The sequence below is a fragment of the Gordonia aurantiaca genome, assembly GCF_039939235.1.
Lineage (GTDB): Bacteria > Actinomycetota > Actinomycetes > Mycobacteriales > Mycobacteriaceae > Gordonia.
In genome coordinates this window covers 47,811-70,265 of the sequence record NZ_JBDUUF010000006.1, presented here as the reverse complement: position 1 = coordinate 70,265, position 22,455 = coordinate 47,811, and the positions used below count along the sequence as shown (strand labels likewise).

The following is a 22,455-nucleotide window of genomic DNA, read 5'->3' as shown; positions in this document are numbered from 1 at the left end:
ATGCCCAGCAGCCCAGCGAGCAGACGCAGATTCCGTGTCGTCCGGGCCGTGGTCGCGGGCCTCGTCGTGGCCACCGGCGTCGGCCTCGGCGCATTCAACGCCTGGTGGGTGGCGCTGTTCATCGGCGTCCCACTCGTCTTCGCCGGTCTCGCGATCGGTCCCCGCGCCTCGCGGATGTCCGAGCTCCCCGGCTTCCGGCGCGGCGTCACCCGGGACTCGCCGCGGATCGAGGTGGAGGCCCTGACCCGCAGCAGCCTCACCGCCGAGGACCTCCAGCCGACGCTCGTCTCCGCGACGATCCACCCACCGGATGACACGTCCTACCGCGCGCGGTGGCTCACCTCGATGGGCAGGGGCCACTTCCAGGCCCTGGCGTCGAATCCGTTCACGACTGTCCCGCCAGAGCAGTTGCCGCCCCGCGATCGGACGCCGTCCCCGACGTTCGACGACCAGCCCGGCCGCTGGGCGGTGGTCTATCCCGCGGTCACGTTCCTGTCGGCGTGCACGTTGTTGTTCGGCGTCGCAGAGAACTGGGAGATCACCGCGCCCTCGCTGCCGTCGCTGACGCCGGTCACCGGTTTCGGCGGGTCCGACGACGCGGACGCGACGCTCGCCGACCGGCACGAGCGCCTGCTCGACGAGATCGTCGACCACCTCGGCCCCGATGCGGTGCAAGATGTGCTGCGGCTCAACTACAACCTCGGCTCCGGTTCGGACCAGGCCGTGGTGTTCGACCCGTCGAACGGGCGCGCCACCAGCATCAACGTGTGGGACGGCGGTTCCAACGCCTCGCCGGTGCCGAACACCGACCGCGCCGACAAGACCTTCGACGCCGCGGCGATCGAGCCCCGGTCGCTCGGCCGGATCGCAGAGTCGATGCTCTCCGAGGTGTCGGAGATGCTGCCCGACTCCGGGCTCGAGCGGCTCGGCATCCAGCGGCCGCAACCGAATGCGCCGGTCACCCTGACCGGGACCATCGACCCCGGCGACGCGTACATCCGCGACGTGGACGTCCAGGCGCTCACCGACGGCACGGTCGCGAAGTTCTTCGATCCCGCAGACTTCCCCGTCGCGTTCACGGTCGCACGTGAGGCACTCGCCGACGCCGGTATCCCCACCGACGCACCGTTTGTCGACGATTTCGTCCTGCGCGGCATAGCGGACAACACTCCGATCATCAGCGCCAGCAGCATCCAGAACAGCGGCGGCGTGCTGTTCCGATACACGACGCCCGACCGCACCGGTCAGATCGTGGTGGCTCCGGGCAGGTTCCCCGAGATCAGCACGTCCACCGGCAGGTACCGGCCCGACGGCTTCGCGTTCGACGCCCTCTCACCGCAGCTCTTCGACCGGATCCGCGACGACGCGATGAGACGAGGCTCGATCCCCGGATACGACCGGGCCGCGGTGACCATCGACGTGAGCGACGTCCCCACGGTCGACCAGGAGCACGTGATCCGGATCGAGATGGCCCGGGTCGACGCGTCGAAGGGCATGTACTCACTCGACGGGACGTTCATCAAACCCGCCCACCACTGAGCCGTTGCGGCACCGGGGGCGACTGGCGACCGCTCGGCGGAGCAACTGCGCCGGACCGCTCACCGGGAGCGCGACGTCCCTGCCTCCAGTGCGCGCCTCGTGACGTTCGCCAGCTCCGTGATCGCCGCCTCCGGCGGGTGGAGCACCCCGCGGTCGGTCATCGTCGAGACGATGTCGCGGACCCGTCCGTAGTAGGTCGCCTGTTCGGTTGGCGTGTTGCTGGCCTCGGCGTGCTTGTAGAGCTTCAACGCGGTCTCCAGCGAGTTCTGATCCGCGGGGTCCAGGTAGTCGGTGCCCACGCGACGTCCGTGCTTCTCGCATGCGATCCAGGCGCGGCGCAGCCGACGCACGGCCTGCTGGTACGCATCGGCGACGCCACGGTCGCCCGGGTAGGTGTCGGTGCGCAGCGCGGTCGCCTCGTCGAGCGCGTGGTGGAAGTCCTGGGTCTGCTCGACGGTCACATCCGTGACGGCCGGATACCGCAACACCATGGCCGGATCGAGCTCGTAGGTCGCATAGGCGCCCAGGATCTCGTCGTGGCGGCGCGTCGACTCCTCCCAGAGACGGCGCGCGGCCTCCTCGGTGCCCGCGTCGGCGATACGTGGGCGGTGCAGGTCGACGGGCGCGGGATCGACGCGGGGCGGGTCGGGCTCCGGTGCGGGCGATCCGACCGACACGGTGACCGGGGCCTTGTCGACGGTCACCGGGGCAGCACGCTTGTCGGTCGTCGACACCCGCTGTGGGGCATGCGCCCGCAGACGGTCGACGATCACCTCGGCAGCCGGGTCGCCCTCGACGATCGCGACCCGCCAGAGGTCGGTGTCGAGATCCTCGTCGGGACGCGAACCCACCGTCGGGACGTCGCGGGCGAAGGTCAACTTCAGGTACTTCTGCCCGAGAACGGTCAGGTGCCGCGCCCGATCGCCGGTCATGGGCGAGGTCTCGTCGGCCGGACCGCCGATCGCGAACGACCGCAGCGCTGTCAACGGGTAGGCCTCCAACGTGCGGTCCTCGTTGCCGAAGTAGACGGTGTCGTCGTCGACGGTCAGCAGCACGGCCCGGCGCGGGCCGAGCCTGCCGTACGCGGCGACACACAGCGAGAGACCCAGCAGGGCGGCGACGACCATTGCGATCGTCATCCCGTCGAACCCGGCGACGTTCAATCCGACGAGCGTCACCAGCGCCGCGACCACCAGCAGCCAGGCGGCCGAGGCGGAGTGGTGGTGACGACCCGTCAGATACTCGGCTCGGCATGTAACCGGGACCACGAACCCCACCTCCGAACTCCGTATCGCTTCCGTCGTCCGGTCGGCTACCGTGGTGAGCGTGAGCCTCGGGGATCGCACTCAGTCATCACACAGTCGACGCACGACCCGTGGACGTCGCATCAGCTTACGCAGTCTGGCGCTGGTCAGCGCGTTTTCCACGGCAGTAGGGGCCGGCGCGATGTCCGCTGCATCCGCACCGGCGGCGCCCGCAGTGCCCCATTTCGTCGGCAAGTCGTACTCGTCCACGGTCGTGACCGGCGCCCAGATCCCCGGCGGCGGCCCCTTGCAGGTGGCATTCCCGGCCGCCAACCGCATATCCCTCGACGCGGGCTGCAACCGCCACGTCGGCGAGCTCCAGATCGATGGCACGGTCCTGCGGCTGGGGTCGCTGGCATCGACGATGATGGCCTGTCCAGGCCCCCGCGCACAGGCCGACAACTGGATCACCTCGTTCACCTCCCAACCGCTGACCTGGTACTCGGTGGGTCAGGCACTCGTCCTGGTCGGGCCCGACGCACAGGTCCTGCTGACGGAGAAGTACTCGTGAGCAGTCCCGCGCCGGCGGTCGTCACCGTGACCGGCGCGGCGGGCAGCATCGGCTATGCAAGCGTCTTCCGCATCGCTGCCGGCGCCATGCTCGGCCACCACCAGCCGATCGCGCTGCGGTTGCTCGAACTGCCCCAGGCGATCCCGGCGGCCGTCGGCACGGCGATGGAACTCGACGACGGCGCCTTCGGCCTGCTGAAGTCGGTCGACGTCCTCGACGACCCGCGCAAGGCATTCGACGGCGCGAGCTTCGCGCTGCTGATAGGTGCGCGCCCGCGCACCAAGGGCATGGAACGGGCGGATCTGCTGGCCGCGAACTCGAGCATCTTCGCCGCACAGGGCGAGGTGATCAACGATGTTGCGGCGGAGGACATCCGGGTGATCGTCGTCGGCAATCCCGCCAACACCAACGCCGCGGTCGCCGCCGCCCACGCGCCCGATGTGCCGCCGGAGCGGTTCACCGCGCTGACCCGCCTCGACCACAACCGCGCGATCGCACAACTCGCCCGCCACACGGGTGTGGAGGTCGGCGAGATCAGCCGTGTGACCATCTGGGGAAACCATTCGGCGACCCAGTATCCCGACATCTTCCACGCGCGAGTCGGTCGCCGCGGTGGGGCCGAATTCGCGGCCGACCGTGACTGGCTCGTCGACGACTTCATCCCCACCGTCGCCAAGCGCGGCACCGCGATCCTCGAGGCACGCGGCGCGTCGTCGGCGGCCTCGGCCGCCAACGCGACCATCGACCACGTCCGTGACTGGGTGCTCGGCACGCCGCCGGACGACTGGACCTCGGCGGCCCTGCCGTCCCCCGGCGCGTACGGGGTGCCCGAGGGCCTGGTCAGCAGCTTCCCGGTGCGCTCTGTCGACGGCCGGTGGGAGATCGTCGAGGGGCTGGAGATCAACGAGTTCTCGCGTGCCCGGATCGACGCTTCGGTCGCAGAATTGCAGGCCGAGCGCGACGCCGCGTTGCGTCGCTGACCGGCGCCGAGGCCGTAGGCTCATGCCATGGCCAAGAAGGACAAGGCGAAGCAGCAGAAGATCTCGAACAAGGTCTACGAGGCCGAACTCTTCCGACTGCAGACCGAGTTGGTCAAGCTGCAGGAGTGGGTGCGCGCGAGCGGCGCCCGCATCGTGGTGGTCTTCGAGGGGCGGGACGCGGCCGGCAAGGGCGGCACGATCAAACGGATCACCCAGTATCTGAGTCCCCGTGTGGTGCGGGTCGCCGCACTACCAGTGCCCACCGAACGTGAACGCGGCCAGTGGTACTACCAGCGCTACGTCGCCCATCTGCCCGCGCCCGGCGAGATCGTGCTCTTCGACCGCTCCTGGTACAACCGCGCCGGGGTGGAGAAGGTGATGGGCTTCTGCACCCCCGAAGAACACACCCGTTTCCTGCGGCAGACACCGATCTTCGAGCAGATGCTCATCGACGACGGCATCATCCTGCGCAAGTACTGGTTCTCGGTCTCGGTCGAGGAGCAACTCCGGCGGTTCCGTGCGCGAATGAAAGATCCGGTGCGGCAATGGAAGCTGAGTCCGATGGATCTCGAGTCGGTGTACCGCTGGGAGGACTACTCACGCGCCAAGGACGAGATGATGGTGCATACCGACACACCCCAGAGTCCCTGGTACGTCGTCGAATCCGATGTGAAGAAACACGCGCGCCTCAACATGATCGCGCACCTGCTCGACAGCATCGACTACCATGAGGTGCCGCGCCCGGAGGTGACGCTGCCGAAGAAGCCGGTCGAGTCCGAGAACTACCGCCGGCCGCCACGGTCGCTGTCGAAGTACGTGCCCGACCACGTGGCGACCCTCATCCGCACCGACAACTGATGTGGATCGGGTTCTGCGAGTTCGACTATCGGCTCGGTGACGTCCACTCGCTCAAGGAGAAGCGTTCGGTGGTGCGACCGATCGTCGCCGAGATCCGGCGGCGCTATCAGGTCTCGGTCGCCGAGGTCGGGCACCTGGACATGCATCGACGCGCGCTGATCGGTGCGAGCGTGGTCGCGGCGGATCGCGGGCACGTCGTCGAGCTACTCGACGCGATCGAACGATCGGCCGCGAATCACCCTGAGATCGAATTGCTCTCGGCGCGCCGCCGAATCATCAGCTCCGACGATCTGTGACGACGCCCGCCGCGATCGCCGCCTCCCGGTACGCCCCGGCAAGGGTGTCGACGGTCTCGTGGGCGTTCAGGCCGCTCGGATTCGGGACCACCCACAGCTGCGCACCGTCCCAGGTCTCGTCCTGGAGACCGGGCACGGCGCCACGACGACCGAAAGCCGTTCGGTATGCGGTGATCCCGGCGACGGCCACGACCCGGGGCCGCACCTCGGCCACCCGTTCGCGCAGCCGTCGGCCACCTTCCCGGAGCTCGTCGGCGGACAGCTCCGCCGCGGTCGCGGTGGCCCGTGCGACGACGTTGGTGATGCCGACCCCCCGCCGGATGAGCAGTGCGGCATCCTCCGCCGACATGCCCTGAGAGGCATCGATGACCCTGTCGACGATCCCGGCCCGGGCGAGCGCCGGGTAGAAGCGGTTGCCCGGCCGGGCGAAGTGGGCGCCGGTCGCCGCGGTCCACAGGCCCGGGTTGATGCCGACGAACAGCAGACGGCAGCCGGGACCGACCAGGTCGTCGACGGTGCGGTCCTGATAGGAGAGCAATTCGGCTCGGGTGAATCCCATGCGTGAACGGGTCGACTCAGGCCTCGTGTTTCTCGGCGACGCAGAACTCGTTGCCGTCGGGGTCGGCGAGGGTCACCCACGCAAAACCGGGCATCTGCCGTTCGGCGATCCTGGTGGCGCCCGCCGCGACCAGCCGGGCCACCTCCGCGTCGACGTTGTCGGCGGTCAGGTCGAGGTGCATCTTGTTCTTGCCCGGGGTCGGATCGTCGACCTTCTGGAACGCGAGCAGCGGGCCGCCCTCACCGAGCGACACGACGGGGAAGAAACCGTCATTCTCCTGAATGATGTTTCCGCCCAGCTGTTCGGCCCACCAACGCGCGAGCGGCATCGGGTCCGTGGTGTCGAGCGTGACCATTCCTACCGTGAGACTCATGGGAACAACCTAGCGCCGCACCCCGACATCGCCGCCCGGGACCCGCCCGCCCACGAGTCCGCGCGGTCGTCACGGGTTGCTCAGGACGGCCCGAAGCGCCCCGGCGAACACTACACTCACGCTGATGCTCGGATTGTCGTACACGGTGCTGGGCGGACTCGGAGCTCAGATCGGTTCTGAACCCGTGGAACTCGGCACCCGCAAACAGCGGGCCACCCTGGCGCAGCTCATCCTCGCCGAGGGTGCGCCCCTGCGTGCCGATCGACTGATCGAGGGCATCTGGGGTGACGCACCTCCCGAACGCGCCGAGGTATCACTGCAGTCCTATATCTCGGGACTACGCAAGGCCCTCGAACCCGACCGCAAACCCCGTGCGCCGTCGACGGTTCTGCTCACCCACGGCACCGGATACAGCCTCCCGACGACCCCGGAACAGGTTGACCTGCGACGTCTGACCGCCGGCATCGCCTCCGCACGCGACCTGATGCAGGCCGGCGACACCGCGGCCGCCGCGCCGCTGTTGCAGAACGTCCTCGATTCCTACCGGCCCCTCCTGCCCGAATTCGAAGGTCTCGCCTTCCGCGACGAGGCCGCCGACCACCTCGACCGCATGCTCCGCGCGGCCCGTGAGCTGTCCTTCGAGGCGCGCATGGCCGCGGGCGATCACCGGATCCTCGTCACCGAGCTCGAGAGCGCCGTCGAGCGCTCACCCCTCGACGAGGGACTGTGGGTGCTGCTGGCCACGGCTCTCTACCGGGTGGGACGTCAGTCGGATGCGTTGGGCGCGATCGCAAGTGCACGCCGCATCCTCGCCGAGGAGATCGGCGTCGACCCCGGGCCCCGGCTGCGCGATCTCGAACGCGACATCCTCGATCAGGCACCACATCTCGACACCCCTGCCACGCCACGCGAGACCGTCCCCGTGGCCGCTCCCCAGGCCATCTCACCGACGCATCCCGAGGCAGGGTCGGCCGGCGAGACCTCGCGCACCGACGCCACACCGGACACCGACGGGGCCGACACCCGAGAGCCCGAGATCGAGGACCCCGACGATCTCCCCTCGCTGGTGGGCCGCGTCGACGAACTGGCAACCCTGCACCGCGCGGTACTGTCCTCGATGACCGGCCACGGCGGCGTGGTCGTCGTCGAGGGCGAGCCGGGAGCGGGCAAGACCGCACTGATCGACGAAGCCGGGCGACGCGCAGCCGGCGCCGCCGACCTGTTCGTGCTGTGGGGACGCTGCGTCGACGACCCGGCGGCGCCGTCGATGTGGCCGTGGGTCCAGATCCTCGGCGCGGTGCTCCCCCGCCTCGATCCCGCCGACCGTGAGCGCCTGCTCGACAGTCCACTCGGCCGCATGGTCACCGAGGGCGTCAACGTCATCCCGCCGCCACGCCAGATGCCCGACGCCGCAGCACGATTCCAGTTCTACGACCAGGCCGCCGACCTGCTCGACGGGGTGGCCGAACGACACGAGTTGATCATCGTGCTCGACGACCTACAGTGGGCCGACGGCGCGTCGCTGGAACTGTTCGCACACATGGCCTCCCGCCGGACCCCGGGCGTCACGTTCTTCGCGTCGGTGCGCACGCCGACCCGCCGGCGCATCGTCGCGTCGACCCTGGCCCGGCTCGCCCGCCTTCCCGAACACCGGCGTATCGCGGTCGGCCCGCTCAACGGTGACGACATCTCCGAGCTGATCCGCCGCGAGACCCTGCAGTGGCCCGAGGTTGCGACGGTGTCGTCGATCGAACGGCGCACCGGCGGCAACGCCTTCTTCGTCCGCGAGCTCGCGCGCATCCTCGCCGCGCAGGGCTCGATCGCGGGCAACGCGGTCCCGTCCGGCGTCCGCGACGTCGTGCGACAGCGTCTTCTCGGCCTGTCATCTCAGACATCGGAACTCCTCGACATCGCGGCGCTCATCGGCACCCGCGTCGATCTCGTCCTCCTCGCGTCGGCCGCGGACATGCCGGTCGACGAGGCACTCGAACTGCTCGAATCGGCAGCGGCCGCGGGCGTCATCGACCTCGGTCCCGAAGACCCGTTCGGGTTCAGCTTCAGCCACGACATCATCCGCGAGGCGATCGCCGACGGGATCTCGTCGATGCGCGCGCGGCGCATCCATCTCGCGATCGCCGATGCCCTGTCGGAGAACTCGTCGCCACATGCGGTCACGCGCATGGCACGGCATCTCTGGTCGGCGGGTCCGCTGGCCGATCGCCACCGCACCACCGACGCCTTGCTCACCGCCGGCGGCATCGCCTTGCGGACATACGATTTCGATGGTGCAAGCAGGCATCTGGGCGACGCGGCGACGCTGGCCCACGCGACCGGCGACCAGGAGGCCGAGTTGCGGGCCATCGCGACGCAACACGCGAGTGAGGTGTCCGCCCACGGTTACTTCGCCGCCGATCCCGAACTCCGGGAACGCGCCCGCACCCTCGCGTCGGCACTCGGCGACACCCGACTGCTCGCCGACCTCGACTACGCGCGCTGCGCCGCACACATCCAGGTCTCCGACACCGAGACCGGACACCGCCTCGCCGCCGAGCTGAAGGCACGAGCCGACCGCTCCGACGACCCGGTGGTGGTCCACCTGGGTATGCAGATCGCCGGATTCGACGAGTTCACGCGGGGCAACTTCGGGGCGGCCCACCGCATCCTCGACGAGTACGCCCCCATCCAGGCCGTGACGGGGTTGCGCGACGACCAGATGGCGATGGCGCGCGGCTACCGCGCCTGGGCGGCCGCGATCCACCGCGGCCGCGACGCCGGACGATCGCTCTTCGCGACCATGGCCGACATGCTGCCCGACCCGCGGTCGCGCCTGGGCACCGCGATCTTCGCGGTGGGCGCGGCCGCGATGATCGGCGACACCGAGTGGGCACTCGAGGCCGGGCAGATCATCGACTCCGACCGGCCCGGCCCGCTCGCCTATCTCCGCCGCAGCGGGGAACGCATGTACTGGTGGGCACGCGCGATGTCCGGCGACGTCGACGACGCGCTCGTCCGCATCGAACAGCTCGATGCGGCCGCGGCCGGCACCGACGACGCCGCCGGCATGTCGGGGAACAACGCCCGACAGCGCACCGGCGAGGGTTTCTGGCTCGGCCTGCACGCCGAGGTCCTCCTCGCGGCGGGCGAACTCACCGAGGCCGCCGCGCTCCTCGACCGTGCCGACGACCTGGCCGCACGGACCGGCGAACGATACGGCGACGCGCACCGCATCCTGGTGCGGGCCCGCCACGAACACGCCGACGACCGAACGCCCGAGGAGGTCGCCGACACCCTGCTCCGGGCCCGTCGGACCGCTGTCGACCAGGAGGCGAATGCCCTGGTGGAGCGCATCGACGCGCTCGCCGACGGCTGGGGACTCCGTCTCCCCGCCCGTCCGGGCGGTTGAGACCGGCACGGCCCAAGTCCGCTTCAAGTCGCCCCCAAGCCCTCTCGGCCAGGCTGGTCGTCAGACCCGAGGCGATGCCCCCGGTATCCGATCCGCTCCCGGCGACGACGCCGACTCCAATCGAGGACAACTACATGACCGCAACACCCGCCTCGCCGACCGGCGGGCCCGAGAACCTCACGGTCCGAACCCGTGGTTCCGTACTCGCGCAGCTGCGCGCACGCATCGCCGGCGAGGTACTCGGACCCGGCGACCCCGGCTACCGCCGGGCGCGCGCCGGTTTCAACCGCCTGGTCACCCATCGGCCCGCGGTGATCGCCCTGCCCGAGAATCACTTCGACGTCGTCGAAGCCGTCCGGTTCGCCGCCGAAGAAGATCTGCGCATCTCCGTGCAGTGCACCGGACACGGCACCAGCGCGCCGGTCGACGGCGGACTGCTCATCAACACCTCCGGACTGAACCGGGTCACCGTGGACCCGATCGCGCGGACCGCACGGGTCTCCGCCGGCGCGACCTGGAGGTCCGTGCTCGACGCCGCTGCCCCGTTCGGCCTGGCACCCCTTATGGGGTCGTCGAGCGGGGTGGGCGCGGTCGGTTACACCCTCGGTGGTGGTTTCGGCTGGCTCGGGCGCCGGTTCGGGCTCGCGGCCGACCACGTCCGCGCCTTCGATCTCGTCACCCCCGACGGCACGCCCCGCCGGGTGACCGAGGCGGGGCATCCGCACCTGTTCTGGGCGCTCCGCGGCGGAGGCGCCGGGAGCCTGGGCGTGGTCACCTCGATGGAGATCGACCTCGTCGAGGTCTCGACGGTGTACGCGGGCAACCTCTTCTATCCCGTCGAGGACGCCGAGGAGGTCTTCGCCCGCTTCCGCGACTGGGCACCCGCCCAGTCCGAGGAGCTCACCTCTGCCGTCGCCATCCTGAACCTCCCCCCCGACGAGGACGTCCCGGAACCCCTGCGCGGCGGCAGCTTCGCGGTGGTGCGCGGCTGCTGGTCGGGTGAGCCGGCCGCGGGCGCGAAGCTCGTCGACGAGTGGCGCGAGTGGAGGACGCCGGCGGTCGACATGTGGGGCGAGATGCCGTTCAGCGCCGCCGATTCGATCAGCATGGACCCCACCGACCCGATGCCGCACATGGTCACCGCCGAGTGGTTCGACGACCTACCCGATGCCGCGATCGACGTCATCGCGCAGAGGTCCCGCCCGGCGCCGGGCACCGCGCCGCTGATCGTCGTCGGCGAGATCCGCCATGCCGGCGGCGCCGTCGCCCGTGGCGCCGCCGCGGCCGCCAACGACCGGGCTCGGTCCGGTCGGTTCCTGTTCGAGATGATCGCCGTGGTCCCCGACCCCCATGTCGCCCTGACGGTCGAGTCGACGCTGCGCGTCACGCGGCAAGAGCTGGCGCCTTTCGTGACCGGCGCGGCCTACCTCAACCTCATCTCCGGACCGGAACGCGCGGCCCGCGCCGAGCACGCCTTCAGCGCCGGCAATCGCCGGCGACTGACCGAGATCAAGGAGGCGGTCGATCCGCTCAATCGGTTCAGTCGCAGCGACATCGGCTGACAGGCGTCGGAGCATACCCGGCGACACACTTGCGCCAGGAGCGCGCCTGTGGGCTGATGGTCGGCATGAACGATCCGGCCCGGCAGCTCGTCCCCCTCGTCGTCGTCGACGCCGCGAACGTCGTCGGGTCGGTGCCCGACGGCTGGTGGCGGGACCGCCGGGGAGCCGCGGAACGACTGCGGGACCGCCTCGCACGGCTGGCCGACTCGGGCCTCGACGCGGTGCCCGGACCGGTCGAGATCGTCCTCGTGGTCGAGGGCAAGGCGCGCGGCGTCGCCCCCGTCGACGGCGTCGAGGTGGTCGAGGCGCGCGGGTCCGGTGACGATGCGATCGTCGACGTGGTCCGCGAGCGGCGGGATCGTCGTCGGATCGTGGTGACCGCCGACCGCGGGCTGCGCACCCGCGTGGCCGGGCTCGGCGCCGAGGTGTGCGGTCCGTCATCGATCCCGCGCCGCCCGATCCCGCGCCGCCCGATCCCGCACCGCCCGACTCGGGAATAGCAACTCCCCCGCGCGACCGGATCCCCGGCGCGCACGGATCCCCAGGACGGACCGACGGCGCCGGAGGTAGATTTTCGCGCCCTCTTTTCCGCCGACCGTGCACCACTCGTGCCGATCACGGCGATAATCCGTGGCGAGCACACCGTCGAGAGGGAACCTCGTATGCACGATGTCGACGTACTGATCGCGGGCGCCGGCCCGATCGGACTCACCGCAGCCATCGAATTGCGGCGCCGGGGCGTCGGGGTGCGGATCGTCGATCCGCGGCTCGAACCACCGCAGTACGCGAAAGCCATTGGCATCCAGCCCCGTACGCTCGAGGTGTTCGAGAGCATGGGGATCATCGAACCGATCCTCGACGCGGGCCTGGAGATGCGCGGACAGCTGATCTACGTCAACGGCGAACAGGTGTCGCGCTTCGACCTGTCGCTGCCGGACGACGTCCCGTATCGCTTCCATCTGGTACCGCAGTACGCCACCGAGCAGGTGCTGCGCGACCGGCTCGACGACTTCGACACACCCATCGAGCGCGGCGTCCGCGTGACGGCGTTCGACCAGGACGACGACGGCGTGACGGTCACGCTCACCGATCTCGACGGACGGTCGACCACCGCCCGCGCCCGCTATCTGGTCGGGGCAGACGGCGCGCACAGCACGGTGCGCAAGGGGCTCGGCCTGACGTTCGAGGGCGGTGCGTTCCCGGAGCAGTACATGCTCGGCGACGTGGTGGTGGACTGGTCCATGCCGCGCGGCTACGCGGTCCGCGCGATGCATCAGAAGGACGACGGCACCACCGACGACCTGCTGGTGGCGATCCCGTTGCCCGGCCGGGGCCGGTACCGGATGTCGATGTTCGTGCCCGACGAACTGGCCGCGGAACCCGATTCCTCCGGGGACGGTGTCGCGCACGGCTTCGAGGGGCCACGAAAACCGGATCTGTCCCACATCCAGGCGGTCGTCGACCGGTTGGCCCCCGAACCCGCAACCGTCTCCGACCTGAGGTGGTCGTCGGTCTTCCGCATCAGCCACCGGATCGTCGACTCCTACGGCCGCGGACGGGTGTTCGTCGCCGGCGACGCCGCGCACATCCACCCGCCGACCGGGGCACAGGGCATGAACACCGGCATCCAGGATGCGCACAATCTCGCATGGAAGCTCGGTCTCGCCGTCGCCGGTAATGCCGCGCCGGGGCTGCTCGACACCTACGATCTCGAACGCCGGCCGGTCGGCGAGGAGGTCGTCGGCCGGACCGTCCGCGATGCACGGGAGGGCATCGGCGCCGACTCGAACGACATCGGGTTCATCATGCGTCGTGAGGCGCAGTTGCTGATCTCCTATGCCGACAGCCCGCTGGCCGCCGGGTCCGCGATCCCATCCGTCGCGGCCGCGCCGCGTGCCGGTGAACGCGCCCCGGACGCAGCAGGACTCACGCGCGAATCGGTCAACCACCCGCTGCGCCTGTTCTCGCTGCTCGGCGGCGTCGACCATGCGCTGATCCTCTACGCCGACGCGTCCGCGGGTCCCGAGGACGTTCCGTGCCTGGAGGCACTGGCCGACGACATCGTCGCCGCCGCCCGTGGCCGCATGACGGTCCACGTGGTCGCCGCGCCCACCGCTCAGGTCGGCAGCATCGAGATCCCGTTGCTGCGTGACTCCGAGCGACTCTTCGAGGCCGGATACCGACCTGACGGATCGGCGATCTTCGTGATCCGTCCGGACGGTTACATCGGGTACCGCGGCCCGCTCGGTGACACCCGTGCGGCACTGACCTACCTCGAGTCGACGTTCGCGTAGACCGGGAGCGAGTTGAGCAGGTCACACCGGACGAACCATCCGGGTCCGACGGGCTGCGGCCACCGTAGGCTCACCGCATGACCAGATGGGTGCAGGTGGGGCGGGTCCGGTCGCTGGCCGGCCGGGTGAACTCGTCGGCTCGACGCCGCGTCGACGACTCGTATGTCGGGCGGTCGCTGGGGGCCGGCGAGGTGATCTACCTCGTTGCCCCCACCGGGCACCCCAACTACGGCGACGAGATCATCGCCCGCACGTGGCTGCGGCATCTGGCCCGCATCCGACCGAACGCGACGGTCGTGCTCGACTGTCACAGCCCCGGGTCGGCGAATGCGCTGCTGCGCGACGCACATCCGAAGATGATCGTCGTCGACACGCTCTGGCAGCTCACCGATTACGCCAAGGACGCCGAGCCTGGCGACCCGTGGTCGTGGGTGGCGCGCGCGGCCGTCGACTCCGGTATCGCACCTCGGCTCGCGGTCGGGATCGACCTGCTCGCCACCGCGACCACGATCCACCTTCTCGGCGGCGGATACGTCAACACCGTGTGGCCGCACCATGTCTCGTTGTTCGTGGCGGCCGAGGCCGTCGCCCGGACCACCGGGGCACGCCTGGTGGCGACCGGACAGGGACTGGTCCCGACGGTCGAGGAACCCGCCTGGTCCGCGCTGACCGCCGCGCTGCGGGCGTTCGACGTCGTCGACGTACGGGACACAGCGTCGGCGCAGGCGCTCGGCGACGTGCACGCCACGGCCGGCAACGTCCGTCACTCTGGTGACGACGCCTGGCTCGCGCTGCATCGGCCGCAGCCGCCGCTGTATCGCGTGGACCCGCCCGGTGAGCGGGAACCCGGTGTGGTGCTGTGCCTGCAGTCGGACCTCACCGAGAAGTTCCGTGGTCCCACCGGAACCGGTCTGGACGCGCTCACCGAATTCGTGCGCGCGACGCTCGACGCCTGGGAGGTCCCGGGTTCGGCGGTGACCGTCGTCGAGGGGATCCCCGGTCACGACTACACGATCCCGCATCGCCTCGGCTCCCGGCTCGAGGGCAGACGGGTCCTCGGCTTCCGAGACATCTGGTACCACGGTCTGCCCGCCGGGGCCGGCGACACGTGGATCAGCACACGGTTCCATCCGCATCTGCTGGCCGCGGCCGCAGGTGATTCCGGCGTGGCCGTCGTGCCGATGCCGGAGTACTACTCCACCAAGCACCGGTCGCTCGCCGACGCCGGATCCGCGTGGACGATCGTCGACTCCGGGGACACCGTGCCCGAACGCCCGGCCGCGGGCGGCTTCTCCCTCATGGACCGGGACACCGCGATCGCGACGAAAGTGGCGTCGGCACACGACATCTACCCGGTCGCGCCACTGCTCGCCCATCGCGCGTAAGGTCGGCGGCATGGCGAGAACCGTTGCGAGAGCCGATACCGTCGACCGCGCCGGACTGGTGGAGTTCATCCGGCCGCGCCATCAGATGATCCTGAGCACCGTCCGTTCCGACGGACGTCCGCAGATGTCGCCGGTGACCGGCGGCGTCGACGACGAGGGCCGCATCGTCATCTCCACCTACCCCGCCCGGGCCAAGGCGACCAACGTGCGCCGGACCCCGGTGGCGAACGTCGTTGTGCTCTCCGACGAGTTCAACGGCGCCTGGGTGCAGGTCGATGGCGACGCAGAGGTCCTCGACATGCCCGAAGCCGAGGACGCCCTCGTCGACTACTACCGCTCGATCGCCGGCGAGCATCCGGACTGGGACGAGTACCGGGCGGCGATGCGCCTGCAGGGCAAGTCGCTGATCCGGATCACCCCGACCCACTGGGGTCCCATCGCCACCGGCGGTTTTCCCGCCGACGTCGCGGCGAAGCTCGACGCACAGGACGGCTGAGACCCGCGGCATCCTTGCCGGGACCGAAGGGCGTATCACCATGAGCAACAAGGTCGATCTGAAGAAGACACTCGACAGCTATCAGGCGAGACGCGGCGAGTTCCGCATCCTCGAGGTGCCGCCGATGCGGTATCTGATGATCGACGGCAGCGGCGATCCCAACGACTCACCCGAATTCGCGGCCGCCGTCGAGACCCTCTATCCCGTCGCCTACGGACTCAAGTTCGCGAGCAAACGCGAACTCGGCCGCGACTACGTGGTGCCGCCGCTCGAGGGTCAGTGGTGGGCCCCGGACATGTCGGTGTTCACCGGGGCGCGTGACAAGTCACGGTGGAACTGGACGCTGCTCCTGTTCGTGCCGGAGTGGATCGACGACGAGCTCGTAGCCACGACCATCGCCAAGGTCGGCGCGAAGAAGGCGCCGCCGCGCATCGACGACCTCCGCGTCGAGGAGATCGATGAGGGCCTCTGCGTGCAGACACTTCACCTCGGGTCGTTCGACGACGAGGGCCCGATCCTGGCCCGCATGCACGAGGAGTTCATCCCCGACAATGGTTTACGCATGACGGGGCGTCACCACGAGATCTACTTCAGCGATTTCCGCAACGTCACCCCGGACAGACTGCGGACGATCCTGCGCCAGCCCGTGGAGCGGGTTCAGCGGTAGGGGTCGGTGATCTCGCGGAGCCGGGTCATCGTCTTCTCCAGCGCGGCGAAGTCGTCGTCGCCCAGATGCGCTCGCCACTCTCCTTCTATCTGCTCGACCTCGTCGGCCGCGCGCACACACAATTCGATCCCGCGCTCACTGAGGGTGACCAGCCGCGCCCGACGGTCCGACGGGTCGGCCACCCGCAGCAGGTAGCCCGCGGACTCGAGCTGGTCCACGATGCCACCGGCCGTCTGCTTGGTCACCCCGGCCTGTTCGGCCAGGTCGGTCAGCCGCATCGGTTCCGGGGCGAGACGCTGCATGACCCGCGCCTGCGCGAGGGTGATGTCGTCGGCGCCCTCCGCGGCGAGGCGGGCCATCACCCGCCGCTCGAGGTACCGGTGTGCCACGAACATCAGCACACCCAGCGGTGGTCGATCGTCGCTCATGCCGTTGACTTTAGTACGGAACCCTGACTAATATAGTCAGGCATCCTGACGAACTGCGACGGGAGGCGGCCGTGGACACCGACACCCTCTGGCGCCACATCGACCGCGAGCGGATCGACCTGGCCGACCTCATCGAATCCCTCACCTTCGAGCAGCTCGCGACGCCGTCGTCGTGCGCGGGATGGACGATCCGGGACGTGGCGGTCCACCTCACGCAATCGCACGCGAACGCGCGTGACGTTCTCGCGGCCGCGGTCCGCTACGGCTTCCGTTTCAACACGATGATCCGCGAGATGGCGATCCGCGATCAGACCCCACCCGACGAGGCCGCGGACAAGCTGCGCCGAATGGTCGGGTCACGACGTCACCCGTTCGGCACCAACGAGCGCGCGCCACTCATCGACGCGCTGTTGCACGGCCAGGACATCGCGGTCCCGCTCGCGATCGACCGACCGATGCCGGTCGACGCCGCGGCCACCGCGGCACGGGAGATCTGGGATGTCGCCTTCCCGTTCTTCGCCCGACGCCGCAACCGTGGCCTGCGATTCGTGGCCACCGACGTCGATTTCGAGGTCGGTGCCGACCGCGTGGTCGAAGCCCCGATCCGCGACATCCTGATGCATCTCAGCGGACGCACGCCGGTGCACAGACTGCCGGTGTCCGACGACTCGGATTCCGGCTCCCGGGCGGGCTGACCCCGCCCCCGGAGGCCAACCGGAGGGAATCGAGATCGCCTCGCGCAGCGTCGATCCAGTGTCACCGCAGCCCGGGACCGGCCGCAGCGGTTCCCCACCCACGGCCTGCGCCGCAACCGGCGACGAGAGGCCGCGCCGCGGGTGACGATTGCGCACCCACGTGTCGCCGGAGCCGCGTCGCACGGCGAGTTCGACCATGCGCAGGCCTCGAGGTGGACCATACGTGGGTTGTGTTCACCGAGGCGGCCGATGCGGAAACCGAGTTCCCGCAGTGGTTCACCGCGCTGTCGCATGTACGCTGCGGCATGAACGCTCTCGCGTGGACGGATTCCGTCCACCGGCCACACACGCCGCCGTGTGGACGCTCAGGTCGAGCGACGGTCAAAGCTGGTCGCCGACGGGCCGATCGTGGCTATAGTCGGCATCACAGCCCGACTCGACCGAACGGATCGCCATGTCGACAACTGTTGCCGAGAGGATTGTCGAAGAACTCGACCGTGCGGGGGTGCGGCGGGCCTACGGGATTCCCGGCGACTCACTGAACGGTCTCACGGACGCTCTGCGGACCACCGATGCCATCGCCTGGCAGCACGTGCGACACGAGGAGGCCGCGGCCTTCGCCGCCTCCGCGGAAGCCGCCCTGACCGGCGAACTCGCGGTCTGTGTGGGCAGTTGCGGGCCCGGCAATCTCCACCTGATCAACGGCCTCTTCGACGCCCACCGCAGCCGGGTGCCGGTCCTGGCGATCGCAGCACACATCCCCGGACCGGAGATCGGCAGCGGATACTTCCAGGAGACCCACCCCGAACAGCTGTTCCGCGAGTGCAGCGCGTTCTGCGAGATGATCAGCACCCCGGATCAACTGCCACGCCTCCTCGACGTCGCGCTCCGCACCGCCGTCGAACGACGCGATGTCGCGGTGCTCGTGATCCCCGGCGAACTGTTCCTCAAACCGTGCCCGAAACGCCGTTCCGGCGCACCCATCCGGAAGATCCCGCGGATCGTCCGTCCCACCGATGCCGAGTTGTCCCGTGCCGCCGACACTTTGAACGCCGCGCAGCGCGTCACGATACTCGCCGGGGCCGGCGTCGCGGGAGCCCACGACGAGGTCGTCGAACTCGCCCGAGTCCTCCAGGCGCCGATCGTGCACGCCCTGCGCGGCAAGGAGTTCATCGAGTACGACAACCCCTACGACGTCGGAATGACCGGATTGCTGGGCTTCTCGTCGGGGTACCGCGCGATCGAGAAATGCGACACGCTGCTCATGCTGGGCACGGACTTCCCGTACCAGCAGTTCTTTCCGTCGAAGGCGACGATCATCCAGGTCGACATCCGCGGCGAGCAGATCGGTCGGCGCTGCCCGGTCGACGTCCCTCTGGTGGGAGACGTCGGCGACACGGTGCACGCGCTGCTGCCCCTGATCGCCGGCGGACGCGATCCCGAACATCTCGACACCTCACTCGCCCACTACACGAAGGCACGTCGACGCCTGGACGACCTCGCCGACAACGACCGCAACAGAACCCCGATCCACCCGCAGTACCTCACTCGCCTGATCAGCGAAAAGGCCAGTGACGACGCCGTTTTCATCCCCGACGTCGGCTCGCCGGTGGTGTGGGCCGCGCGATACCTGAAGATGAACGGTTCACGCCGTCTGATCGGGTCGTTCACACACGGGTCGATGTCGAACGCGGTGTCCCAGGCGATCGGTGCGCAGTCGGCGTTTACCGGCCGTCAGGTCATCGCCCTCGCCGGCGACGGCGGACTCGCGATGCTCCTCGGCGAGCTGCTGACGCTCACGCAAAACAAGCTGCCGGTGAAGATCGTCGTCTTCGACAACTCATCGCTGAACTTCGTCGAGGTGGAGATGAAGGCGGCCGGGTTCGTCAACTACGGAACCAACCTGGAGAACCCGGATTTCGCGCGGCTCGCCGAATCCGTGGGTCTGTGGGGCCGCAAGATCGAGCGGCCCGACGATCTGCCCGCCGCCATCGACGGGTTCCTCGCCCACGACGGCCCGGCACTGCTCGACGTGACCACCGCCCGCCAGGAGTTGTCGATCCCGCCGACCGTCACGGCGGCGCAGGCGAAGGGCTTCACGCTGTACGCGCTACGAACGGTGTTGTCCGGTCGTGGCGACGAGATCATCGATCTCGCCGAGACGAATGTGTTCCGGCGGTTGTTCGACTGACCATCCCACCCGGGCGGCACCCTCGAAGCGCCGGAGCACGGTCCCGACCTGGCAGGCCCGACGCTGCCCGAGCAGGCCGATGGTCTCACTTCGGATCGTGCTCTCCGAAGAGAATTCGACCATCATCCGGCAGGTGTCTGTCTGACCGAAGCATCAAAACTCACGGTCGACGAAGCTCCGTTCACGAGTCGCCGCACGAAGTCCTGGTCGTCGGTCACCAGCATGGGGATGGTTGTCAGGTCGATCGGCGGGGTCTACCGGCGCCCATCTGGGAGCGGGTCAGAGGATGTGATCACGAGACCGGATGCACCAGCACGCCGAGCGGCATCGTACTTTCGCTCGAATGTGCAGCCATCACGCGGTAAGACAATGAACTGATCCTCGACGTCTGCGCCGCCTTCGGTGCACCCGTCGCCCAATGTCGATGACAGCCGTGCTTCCACCACTTTGGCACCGATGGAAAACGGGAAGTGCCTCAGCCGGACCGGCGCACCGTCGACGATGGCATCTACATCGGACGCCACATACTCATACCCCGCCGGACCCGGTGGCGAAGACGACGGCGATGCGGCGCCGTCGGCGACCCTGTCGGCACCTGGCGCGCCGCCGCACCCGGCCAAGACCGTGGAAGCAACGAAAGCCACTGCCATCGATGTCTTCATGGCAGGCGACCTACTCATGAACTCCCCCGGATCTCTCACGGTTCCAACGGTTTCCGCGAAGCCGAACGTCTGATCGCCCAGCCGGGTGTCCAGCGCAGCACGCCATCGTATGGCGCCTGCCTCGTCCGAAGAGACGAATGGGTAGTGGTGCGGTTCGACCATTTCGAATGCCAGTACGTGATAGGCCGCAGCCTCCGCCCCGATCTTGCACCACCACGTGACCCCGAGCCGCCAGGTCGAAACACCACGCACAGCGCCGAAGGCACGGACAATCGCCGCGCGACAGAACGAAACACTCAGCGCGCCAACAAGAACTGCCCCCGGCCCACCCACCAAGGGCCACCGCGTCCGCGCGGCTGCAGACAACCCGATGTTCGGCCATCGAATGCTCATGCAGTGTGCCACACCACCCATTTGCCAAGAATGACTGCGAGAGCGGCCCCGTCGCGCTCGCGCCCGACCGTGGCTGCGAGCGCGACTGCGACTGCGACTGCGACTGCGGCCAACGGTGTCAGGTGGGGTGTCCAGCCCGGCGGTCACACCATCTCGACCGGCGGCGACAACGCCGCGCCAGTCGAATTCGGCGGGTGGCCGGCAGCGGTCGTCGGGGTGAGGATTGCGTCAATGCGGCGACGCGGCCACCGAGATGTCCGCTGTTGACAAAGTGCTCGCGAAGGTCGGCCGGAAGCGTGCGCTCAACCGCGGGCCGGCGTGGGTGAGGCGGGTGACCCACGATGCGACCTCGACCCCACTCGAGGTCATGGGCGTGGTGACACCCAGCCAAGCAAGTGATACACAGGAAGGAATCCGTCTCATCGAACACCAGCCGAGCCGGACGTCAACCGTTGGGGGTAACCGTGTCCACGATGCTGCCGAGCCAGACACCGCCGTCGAACGAGCCGCCGTCGAACAAGCCGTCGTCGAACAAGCCGTCGTCGGGACAGCAACCGGCCGCCGACCCGGGCACGCCGCCCTTCCCGACCGCCGTCGCCTACGACGCCGCGATGTCGAACCGGGCACTGAGACTCGCCCGCTCCGCGGCTCGCAAGCTCACCGGTAAGGACCTGTTCCCCGAACCGGAGCACCTGCGGGGCTTCGCCGAGGACATGTTCCGTACCGACCCGGTCGCCGAGCGCTTCGTCGACGAGGTCTACGGCGCCCTCGGCCCAGAACCAGCCCGCGCACTCCTGGACAAGGCACTCACCGACGGGCTCGACAGCGTCGAGAACCCGCCGCCGGCGCTGGTCGAACTGTTCGAGGAATTCGAGACGGTGCCCGACTGGGTCGACCCGAAACTCATCGCCGAGGGTGAGGAGATCTGGCGACGCTGGGGCACCTTTCTGTTCAGCGTCGCCGGCGGCGAAACCCTCGAGATGTACACCGAGGCGGCCGTCGCGAAACCGTTGTCGCTGGCCGGCGGATACGCCGGGGACAACGCACTGCGCCGGTTCCTGGAGACCGCGAGGTTCTGGATCGACGTCTCGCAACCGGGCGCCCTGCTGACCCCGGGTTCGGCGGGACGTGCGACCGCGATGCGCGTCCGGGTCATGCACGTGTGGGTGCGACGGACCGTCGCCGAGCATCCCGAATGGGATCGCGAGCGCTGGGGCGAGCCGATCAGCCAGTCGTATCAGCTGCTCACGCTGCTCGGCGGGAGCGTCGTCCCGGCGCTCGCCCTGTGGCTGACCGGTGTGCAGACCACTCCGCGCGAGATCCGCGTCCTGCTGCACTACCAGCGCTACCTCGGACACCTCCTCGGCGTGCGCACCCAGTGGTATCCGGAGACCATCGCCGACGCGCTGCGCCTGCTCGCGTTCGTGAATTCGACCCGCAGCCACGACTCCGGCAAGGACGGCGCCGAGCTCATCGAGTCGTTCCCGGCCGCCTTCGCCAATGCGGACGCGACCGGCCTCGAACGGCTCCGCGGTAGGTACAACTCGATGATGTACGCCGCCTACTCGACGATCTACATGATGCCGACGACGCGGATCCGCTACCGAATGCCCAATCCCCTGCCCGGCATCGCGCTGATCGTGCTGCGATGGCCGCTCGTCATGGCAGCGGAGACTCTGCGCCGGGTGTCGCCCGGGTTCCGGCGGTTGCACGAGAAGGCGATGTGCCGCCACCGCGAGAACTGGCACCGCTGGCAGTCGTCGGGGCGTCCCGCGGAGTTCGCGCACGGCAAGGGCCTGCGGCGATGATCACCGGTGCTTCGCCGAACAAAGTGACGGAAACGCCACCTCGGGTTTTGC

21 protein-coding genes are annotated in these 22,455 nt (G+C 69.2%); 15 read left to right on the top strand and 6 right to left on the bottom strand.

Translation table 11 applies throughout. The annotated features are described in order from the left end of the window. Positions 1 to 1,539, top strand: coding sequence for a hypothetical protein (locus tag ABFT43_RS13125; protein WP_347960801.1), 1,539 nt, complete (start codon positions 1 to 3; stop codon positions 1,537 to 1,539). Between the two features lie 59 nt (positions 1,540 to 1,598). Here ABFT43_RS13125 and ABFT43_RS13120 read toward each other — a convergent pair whose 3' ends face one another. Beyond that, the gene (locus ABFT43_RS13120; protein ID WP_347960800.1) at positions 1,599 to 2,807 is read right to left on the bottom strand and encodes a hypothetical protein; all 1,209 of its coding nucleotides are present in this window, start codon (positions 2,805 to 2,807) and stop codon (positions 1,599 to 1,601) included. 178 nt (positions 2,808 to 2,985) lie between these two features. Between ABFT43_RS13120 and ABFT43_RS13115 the strand changes: the two genes are divergently transcribed. From ABFT43_RS13115 to ABFT43_RS13100, 4 genes are read left to right on the top strand one after another with little or no spacing between them, the layout of a single operon-like run. Then, positions 2,986 to 3,354, top strand: coding sequence for an META domain-containing protein (locus ABFT43_RS13115; RefSeq protein WP_347960799.1), 369 nt, complete (start codon positions 2,986 to 2,988; stop codon positions 3,352 to 3,354). After that, complete coding sequence (locus tag ABFT43_RS13110; protein WP_347960798.1) at positions 3,351 to 4,334, top strand: malate dehydrogenase; 984 nt, start codon at positions 3,351 to 3,353, stop codon at positions 4,332 to 4,334. Before ABFT43_RS13115 ends, ABFT43_RS13110 begins: the two co-directional genes overlap by 4 nt. A 27-nt stretch (positions 4,335 to 4,361) precedes the next feature. After that, a complete protein-coding gene (gene ppk2 / locus ABFT43_RS13105; protein ID WP_347960797.1) occupies positions 4,362 to 5,192 on the top strand; it encodes a polyphosphate kinase 2 in 831 nt (276 codons plus the stop codon). Beyond that, positions 5,192 to 5,488, top strand: a complete 297-nt coding sequence (locus tag ABFT43_RS13100) for a DUF503 domain-containing protein (RefSeq protein ID WP_347960796.1) — start codon at positions 5,192 to 5,194, stop codon at positions 5,486 to 5,488. Before ppk2 ends, ABFT43_RS13100 begins: the two co-directional genes overlap by 1 nt. Here the strand turns inward: ABFT43_RS13100 and ABFT43_RS13095 are convergent. Then, on the bottom strand, positions 5,469 to 6,047 hold the full coding sequence (locus tag ABFT43_RS13095) for a mismatch-specific DNA-glycosylase (RefSeq protein ID WP_347960795.1): 579 nt from the start codon (positions 6,045 to 6,047) through the stop codon (positions 5,469 to 5,471). The genes ABFT43_RS13100 and ABFT43_RS13095 overlap by 20 nt on opposite strands. A 16-nt stretch (positions 6,048 to 6,063) precedes the next feature. Continuing rightward, on the bottom strand, positions 6,064 to 6,420 hold the full coding sequence (locus ABFT43_RS13090) for a VOC family protein (RefSeq protein ID WP_347960794.1): 357 nt from the start codon (positions 6,418 to 6,420) through the stop codon (positions 6,064 to 6,066). A 124-nt stretch (positions 6,421 to 6,544) separates the two neighbouring features. Here ABFT43_RS13090 and ABFT43_RS13085 point away from each other — a divergent pair, with 124 nt between their 5' ends. From ABFT43_RS13085 to ABFT43_RS13055, 7 genes are all read left to right on the top strand, one after another. Beyond that, positions 6,545 to 9,823 carry a BTAD domain-containing putative transcriptional regulator gene (locus ABFT43_RS13085; protein WP_347960793.1) on the top strand — a complete coding sequence of 1,093 codons (3,279 nt, stop codon included), beginning with the start codon at positions 6,545 to 6,547 and terminating at the stop codon, positions 9,821 to 9,823. A gap of 134 nt (positions 9,824 to 9,957) precedes the next feature. Continuing rightward, complete coding sequence (locus ABFT43_RS13080) at positions 9,958 to 11,385, top strand: FAD-binding oxidoreductase (protein WP_347960792.1); 1,428 nt, start codon at positions 9,958 to 9,960, stop codon at positions 11,383 to 11,385. A 65-nt stretch (positions 11,386 to 11,450) separates the two neighbouring features. Then, positions 11,451 to 11,885 carry a hypothetical protein gene (locus ABFT43_RS13075; protein ID WP_347960791.1) on the top strand — a complete coding sequence of 145 codons (435 nt, stop codon included), beginning with the start codon at positions 11,451 to 11,453 and terminating at the stop codon, positions 11,883 to 11,885. Positions 11,886 to 12,047: 162 nt separating this feature from the next. Beyond that, positions 12,048 to 13,679, top strand: coding sequence for an FAD-dependent monooxygenase (locus ABFT43_RS13070; RefSeq protein WP_347960790.1), 1,632 nt, complete (start codon positions 12,048 to 12,050; stop codon positions 13,677 to 13,679). Between the two features lie 77 nt (positions 13,680 to 13,756). Further along, positions 13,757 to 15,064, top strand: coding sequence for a polysaccharide pyruvyl transferase family protein (locus ABFT43_RS13065; protein ID WP_347960789.1), 1,308 nt, complete (start codon positions 13,757 to 13,759; stop codon positions 15,062 to 15,064). A 10-nt stretch (positions 15,065 to 15,074) separates the two neighbouring features. Next, positions 15,075 to 15,560, top strand: coding sequence for a PPOX class F420-dependent oxidoreductase (locus tag ABFT43_RS13060; RefSeq protein ID WP_347960788.1), 486 nt, complete (start codon positions 15,075 to 15,077; stop codon positions 15,558 to 15,560). Positions 15,561 to 15,600: 40 nt separating this feature from the next. Then, a complete protein-coding gene (locus ABFT43_RS13055) occupies positions 15,601 to 16,227 on the top strand; it encodes a GyrI-like domain-containing protein (RefSeq protein WP_347960787.1) in 627 nt (208 codons plus the stop codon). Here the strand turns inward: ABFT43_RS13055 and ABFT43_RS13050 are convergent. Continuing rightward, positions 16,218 to 16,655, bottom strand: coding sequence for a MarR family winged helix-turn-helix transcriptional regulator (locus tag ABFT43_RS13050; protein ID WP_347960786.1), 438 nt, complete (start codon positions 16,653 to 16,655; stop codon positions 16,218 to 16,220). The genes ABFT43_RS13055 and ABFT43_RS13050 overlap by 10 nt on opposite strands. 71 nt (positions 16,656 to 16,726) lie before the next feature. On the opposite strand from ABFT43_RS13050, the gene ABFT43_RS13045 reads away from it, so the two are divergent. Together ABFT43_RS13045 and poxB are read left to right on the top strand one after the other, a co-directional pair. Next, the gene (locus ABFT43_RS13045) at positions 16,727 to 17,350 is read left to right on the top strand and encodes a maleylpyruvate isomerase family mycothiol-dependent enzyme (RefSeq protein ID WP_347960785.1); all 624 of its coding nucleotides are present in this window, start codon (positions 16,727 to 16,729) and stop codon (positions 17,348 to 17,350) included. A 454-nt stretch (positions 17,351 to 17,804) separates the two neighbouring features. Further along, positions 17,805 to 19,541, top strand: a complete 1,737-nt coding sequence (gene poxB, locus ABFT43_RS13040; protein WP_347960784.1) for a ubiquinone-dependent pyruvate dehydrogenase — start codon at positions 17,805 to 17,807, stop codon at positions 19,539 to 19,541. A gap of 254 nt (positions 19,542 to 19,795) precedes the next feature. Here poxB and ABFT43_RS13035 read toward each other — a convergent pair whose 3' ends face one another. Together ABFT43_RS13035 and ABFT43_RS13030 are read right to left on the bottom strand one after the other, a co-directional pair. Continuing rightward, the gene (locus ABFT43_RS13035) at positions 19,796 to 20,596 is read right to left on the bottom strand and encodes a PA domain-containing protein (protein ID WP_347960783.1); all 801 of its coding nucleotides are present in this window, start codon (positions 20,594 to 20,596) and stop codon (positions 19,796 to 19,798) included. Between the two features lie 228 nt (positions 20,597 to 20,824). Next, on the bottom strand, positions 20,825 to 20,965 hold the full coding sequence (locus ABFT43_RS13030) for a hypothetical protein (RefSeq protein WP_347960782.1): 141 nt from the start codon (positions 20,963 to 20,965) through the stop codon (positions 20,825 to 20,827). A gap of 242 nt (positions 20,966 to 21,207) precedes the next feature. On the opposite strand from ABFT43_RS13030, the gene ABFT43_RS13025 reads away from it, so the two are divergent. Then, complete coding sequence (locus ABFT43_RS13025; protein ID WP_347961009.1) at positions 21,208 to 22,404, top strand: oxygenase MpaB family protein; 1,197 nt, start codon at positions 21,208 to 21,210, stop codon at positions 22,402 to 22,404. Positions 22,405 to 22,455: the final 51 nt, after the last annotated feature.

Coding starts and splice junctions, on each gene's coding strand:
- ABFT43_RS13125 (WP_347960801.1), top strand. CDS start 1: ATGCCCAGCAGCCCAGCGAGCAGACGCAGATTCCGTGTCGTCCGGGCC.
- ABFT43_RS13115 (WP_347960799.1), top strand. CDS start 2,986: ATGTCCGCTGCATCCGCACCGGCGGCGCCCGCAGTGCCCCATTTCGTC.
- ppk2 (WP_347960797.1), top strand. CDS start 4,362: ATGGCCAAGAAGGACAAGGCGAAGCAGCAGAAGATCTCGAACAAGGTC.
- ABFT43_RS13100 (WP_347960796.1), top strand. CDS start 5,192: ATGTGGATCGGGTTCTGCGAGTTCGACTATCGGCTCGGTGACGTCCAC.
- ABFT43_RS13095 (WP_347960795.1), bottom strand. CDS start 6,047: ATGGGATTCACCCGAGCCGAATTGCTCTCCTATCAGGACCGCACCGTC.
- ABFT43_RS13090 (WP_347960794.1), bottom strand. CDS start 6,420: ATGAGTCTCACGGTAGGAATGGTCACGCTCGACACCACGGACCCGATG.
- ABFT43_RS13085 (WP_347960793.1), top strand. CDS start 6,545: ATGCTCGGATTGTCGTACACGGTGCTGGGCGGACTCGGAGCTCAGATC.
- ABFT43_RS13080 (WP_347960792.1), top strand. CDS start 9,958: ATGACCGCAACACCCGCCTCGCCGACCGGCGGGCCCGAGAACCTCACG.
- ABFT43_RS13075 (WP_347960791.1), top strand. CDS start 11,451: ATGAACGATCCGGCCCGGCAGCTCGTCCCCCTCGTCGTCGTCGACGCC.
- ABFT43_RS13070 (WP_347960790.1), top strand. CDS start 12,048: ATGCACGATGTCGACGTACTGATCGCGGGCGCCGGCCCGATCGGACTC.
- ABFT43_RS13065 (WP_347960789.1), top strand. CDS start 13,757: ATGACCAGATGGGTGCAGGTGGGGCGGGTCCGGTCGCTGGCCGGCCGG.
- ABFT43_RS13060 (WP_347960788.1), top strand. CDS start 15,075: ATGGCGAGAACCGTTGCGAGAGCCGATACCGTCGACCGCGCCGGACTG.
- ABFT43_RS13055 (WP_347960787.1), top strand. CDS start 15,601: ATGAGCAACAAGGTCGATCTGAAGAAGACACTCGACAGCTATCAGGCG.
- ABFT43_RS13050 (WP_347960786.1), bottom strand. CDS start 16,655: ATGAGCGACGATCGACCACCGCTGGGTGTGCTGATGTTCGTGGCACAC.
- poxB (WP_347960784.1), top strand. CDS start 17,805: ATGTCGACAACTGTTGCCGAGAGGATTGTCGAAGAACTCGACCGTGCG.
- ABFT43_RS13035 (WP_347960783.1), bottom strand. CDS start 20,596: ATGAGCATTCGATGGCCGAACATCGGGTTGTCTGCAGCCGCGCGGACG.
- ABFT43_RS13030 (WP_347960782.1), bottom strand. CDS start 20,965: ATGACCTCGAGTGGGGTCGAGGTCGCATCGTGGGTCACCCGCCTCACC.
- ABFT43_RS13025 (WP_347961009.1), top strand. CDS start 21,208: ATGTCGAACCGGGCACTGAGACTCGCCCGCTCCGCGGCTCGCAAGCTC.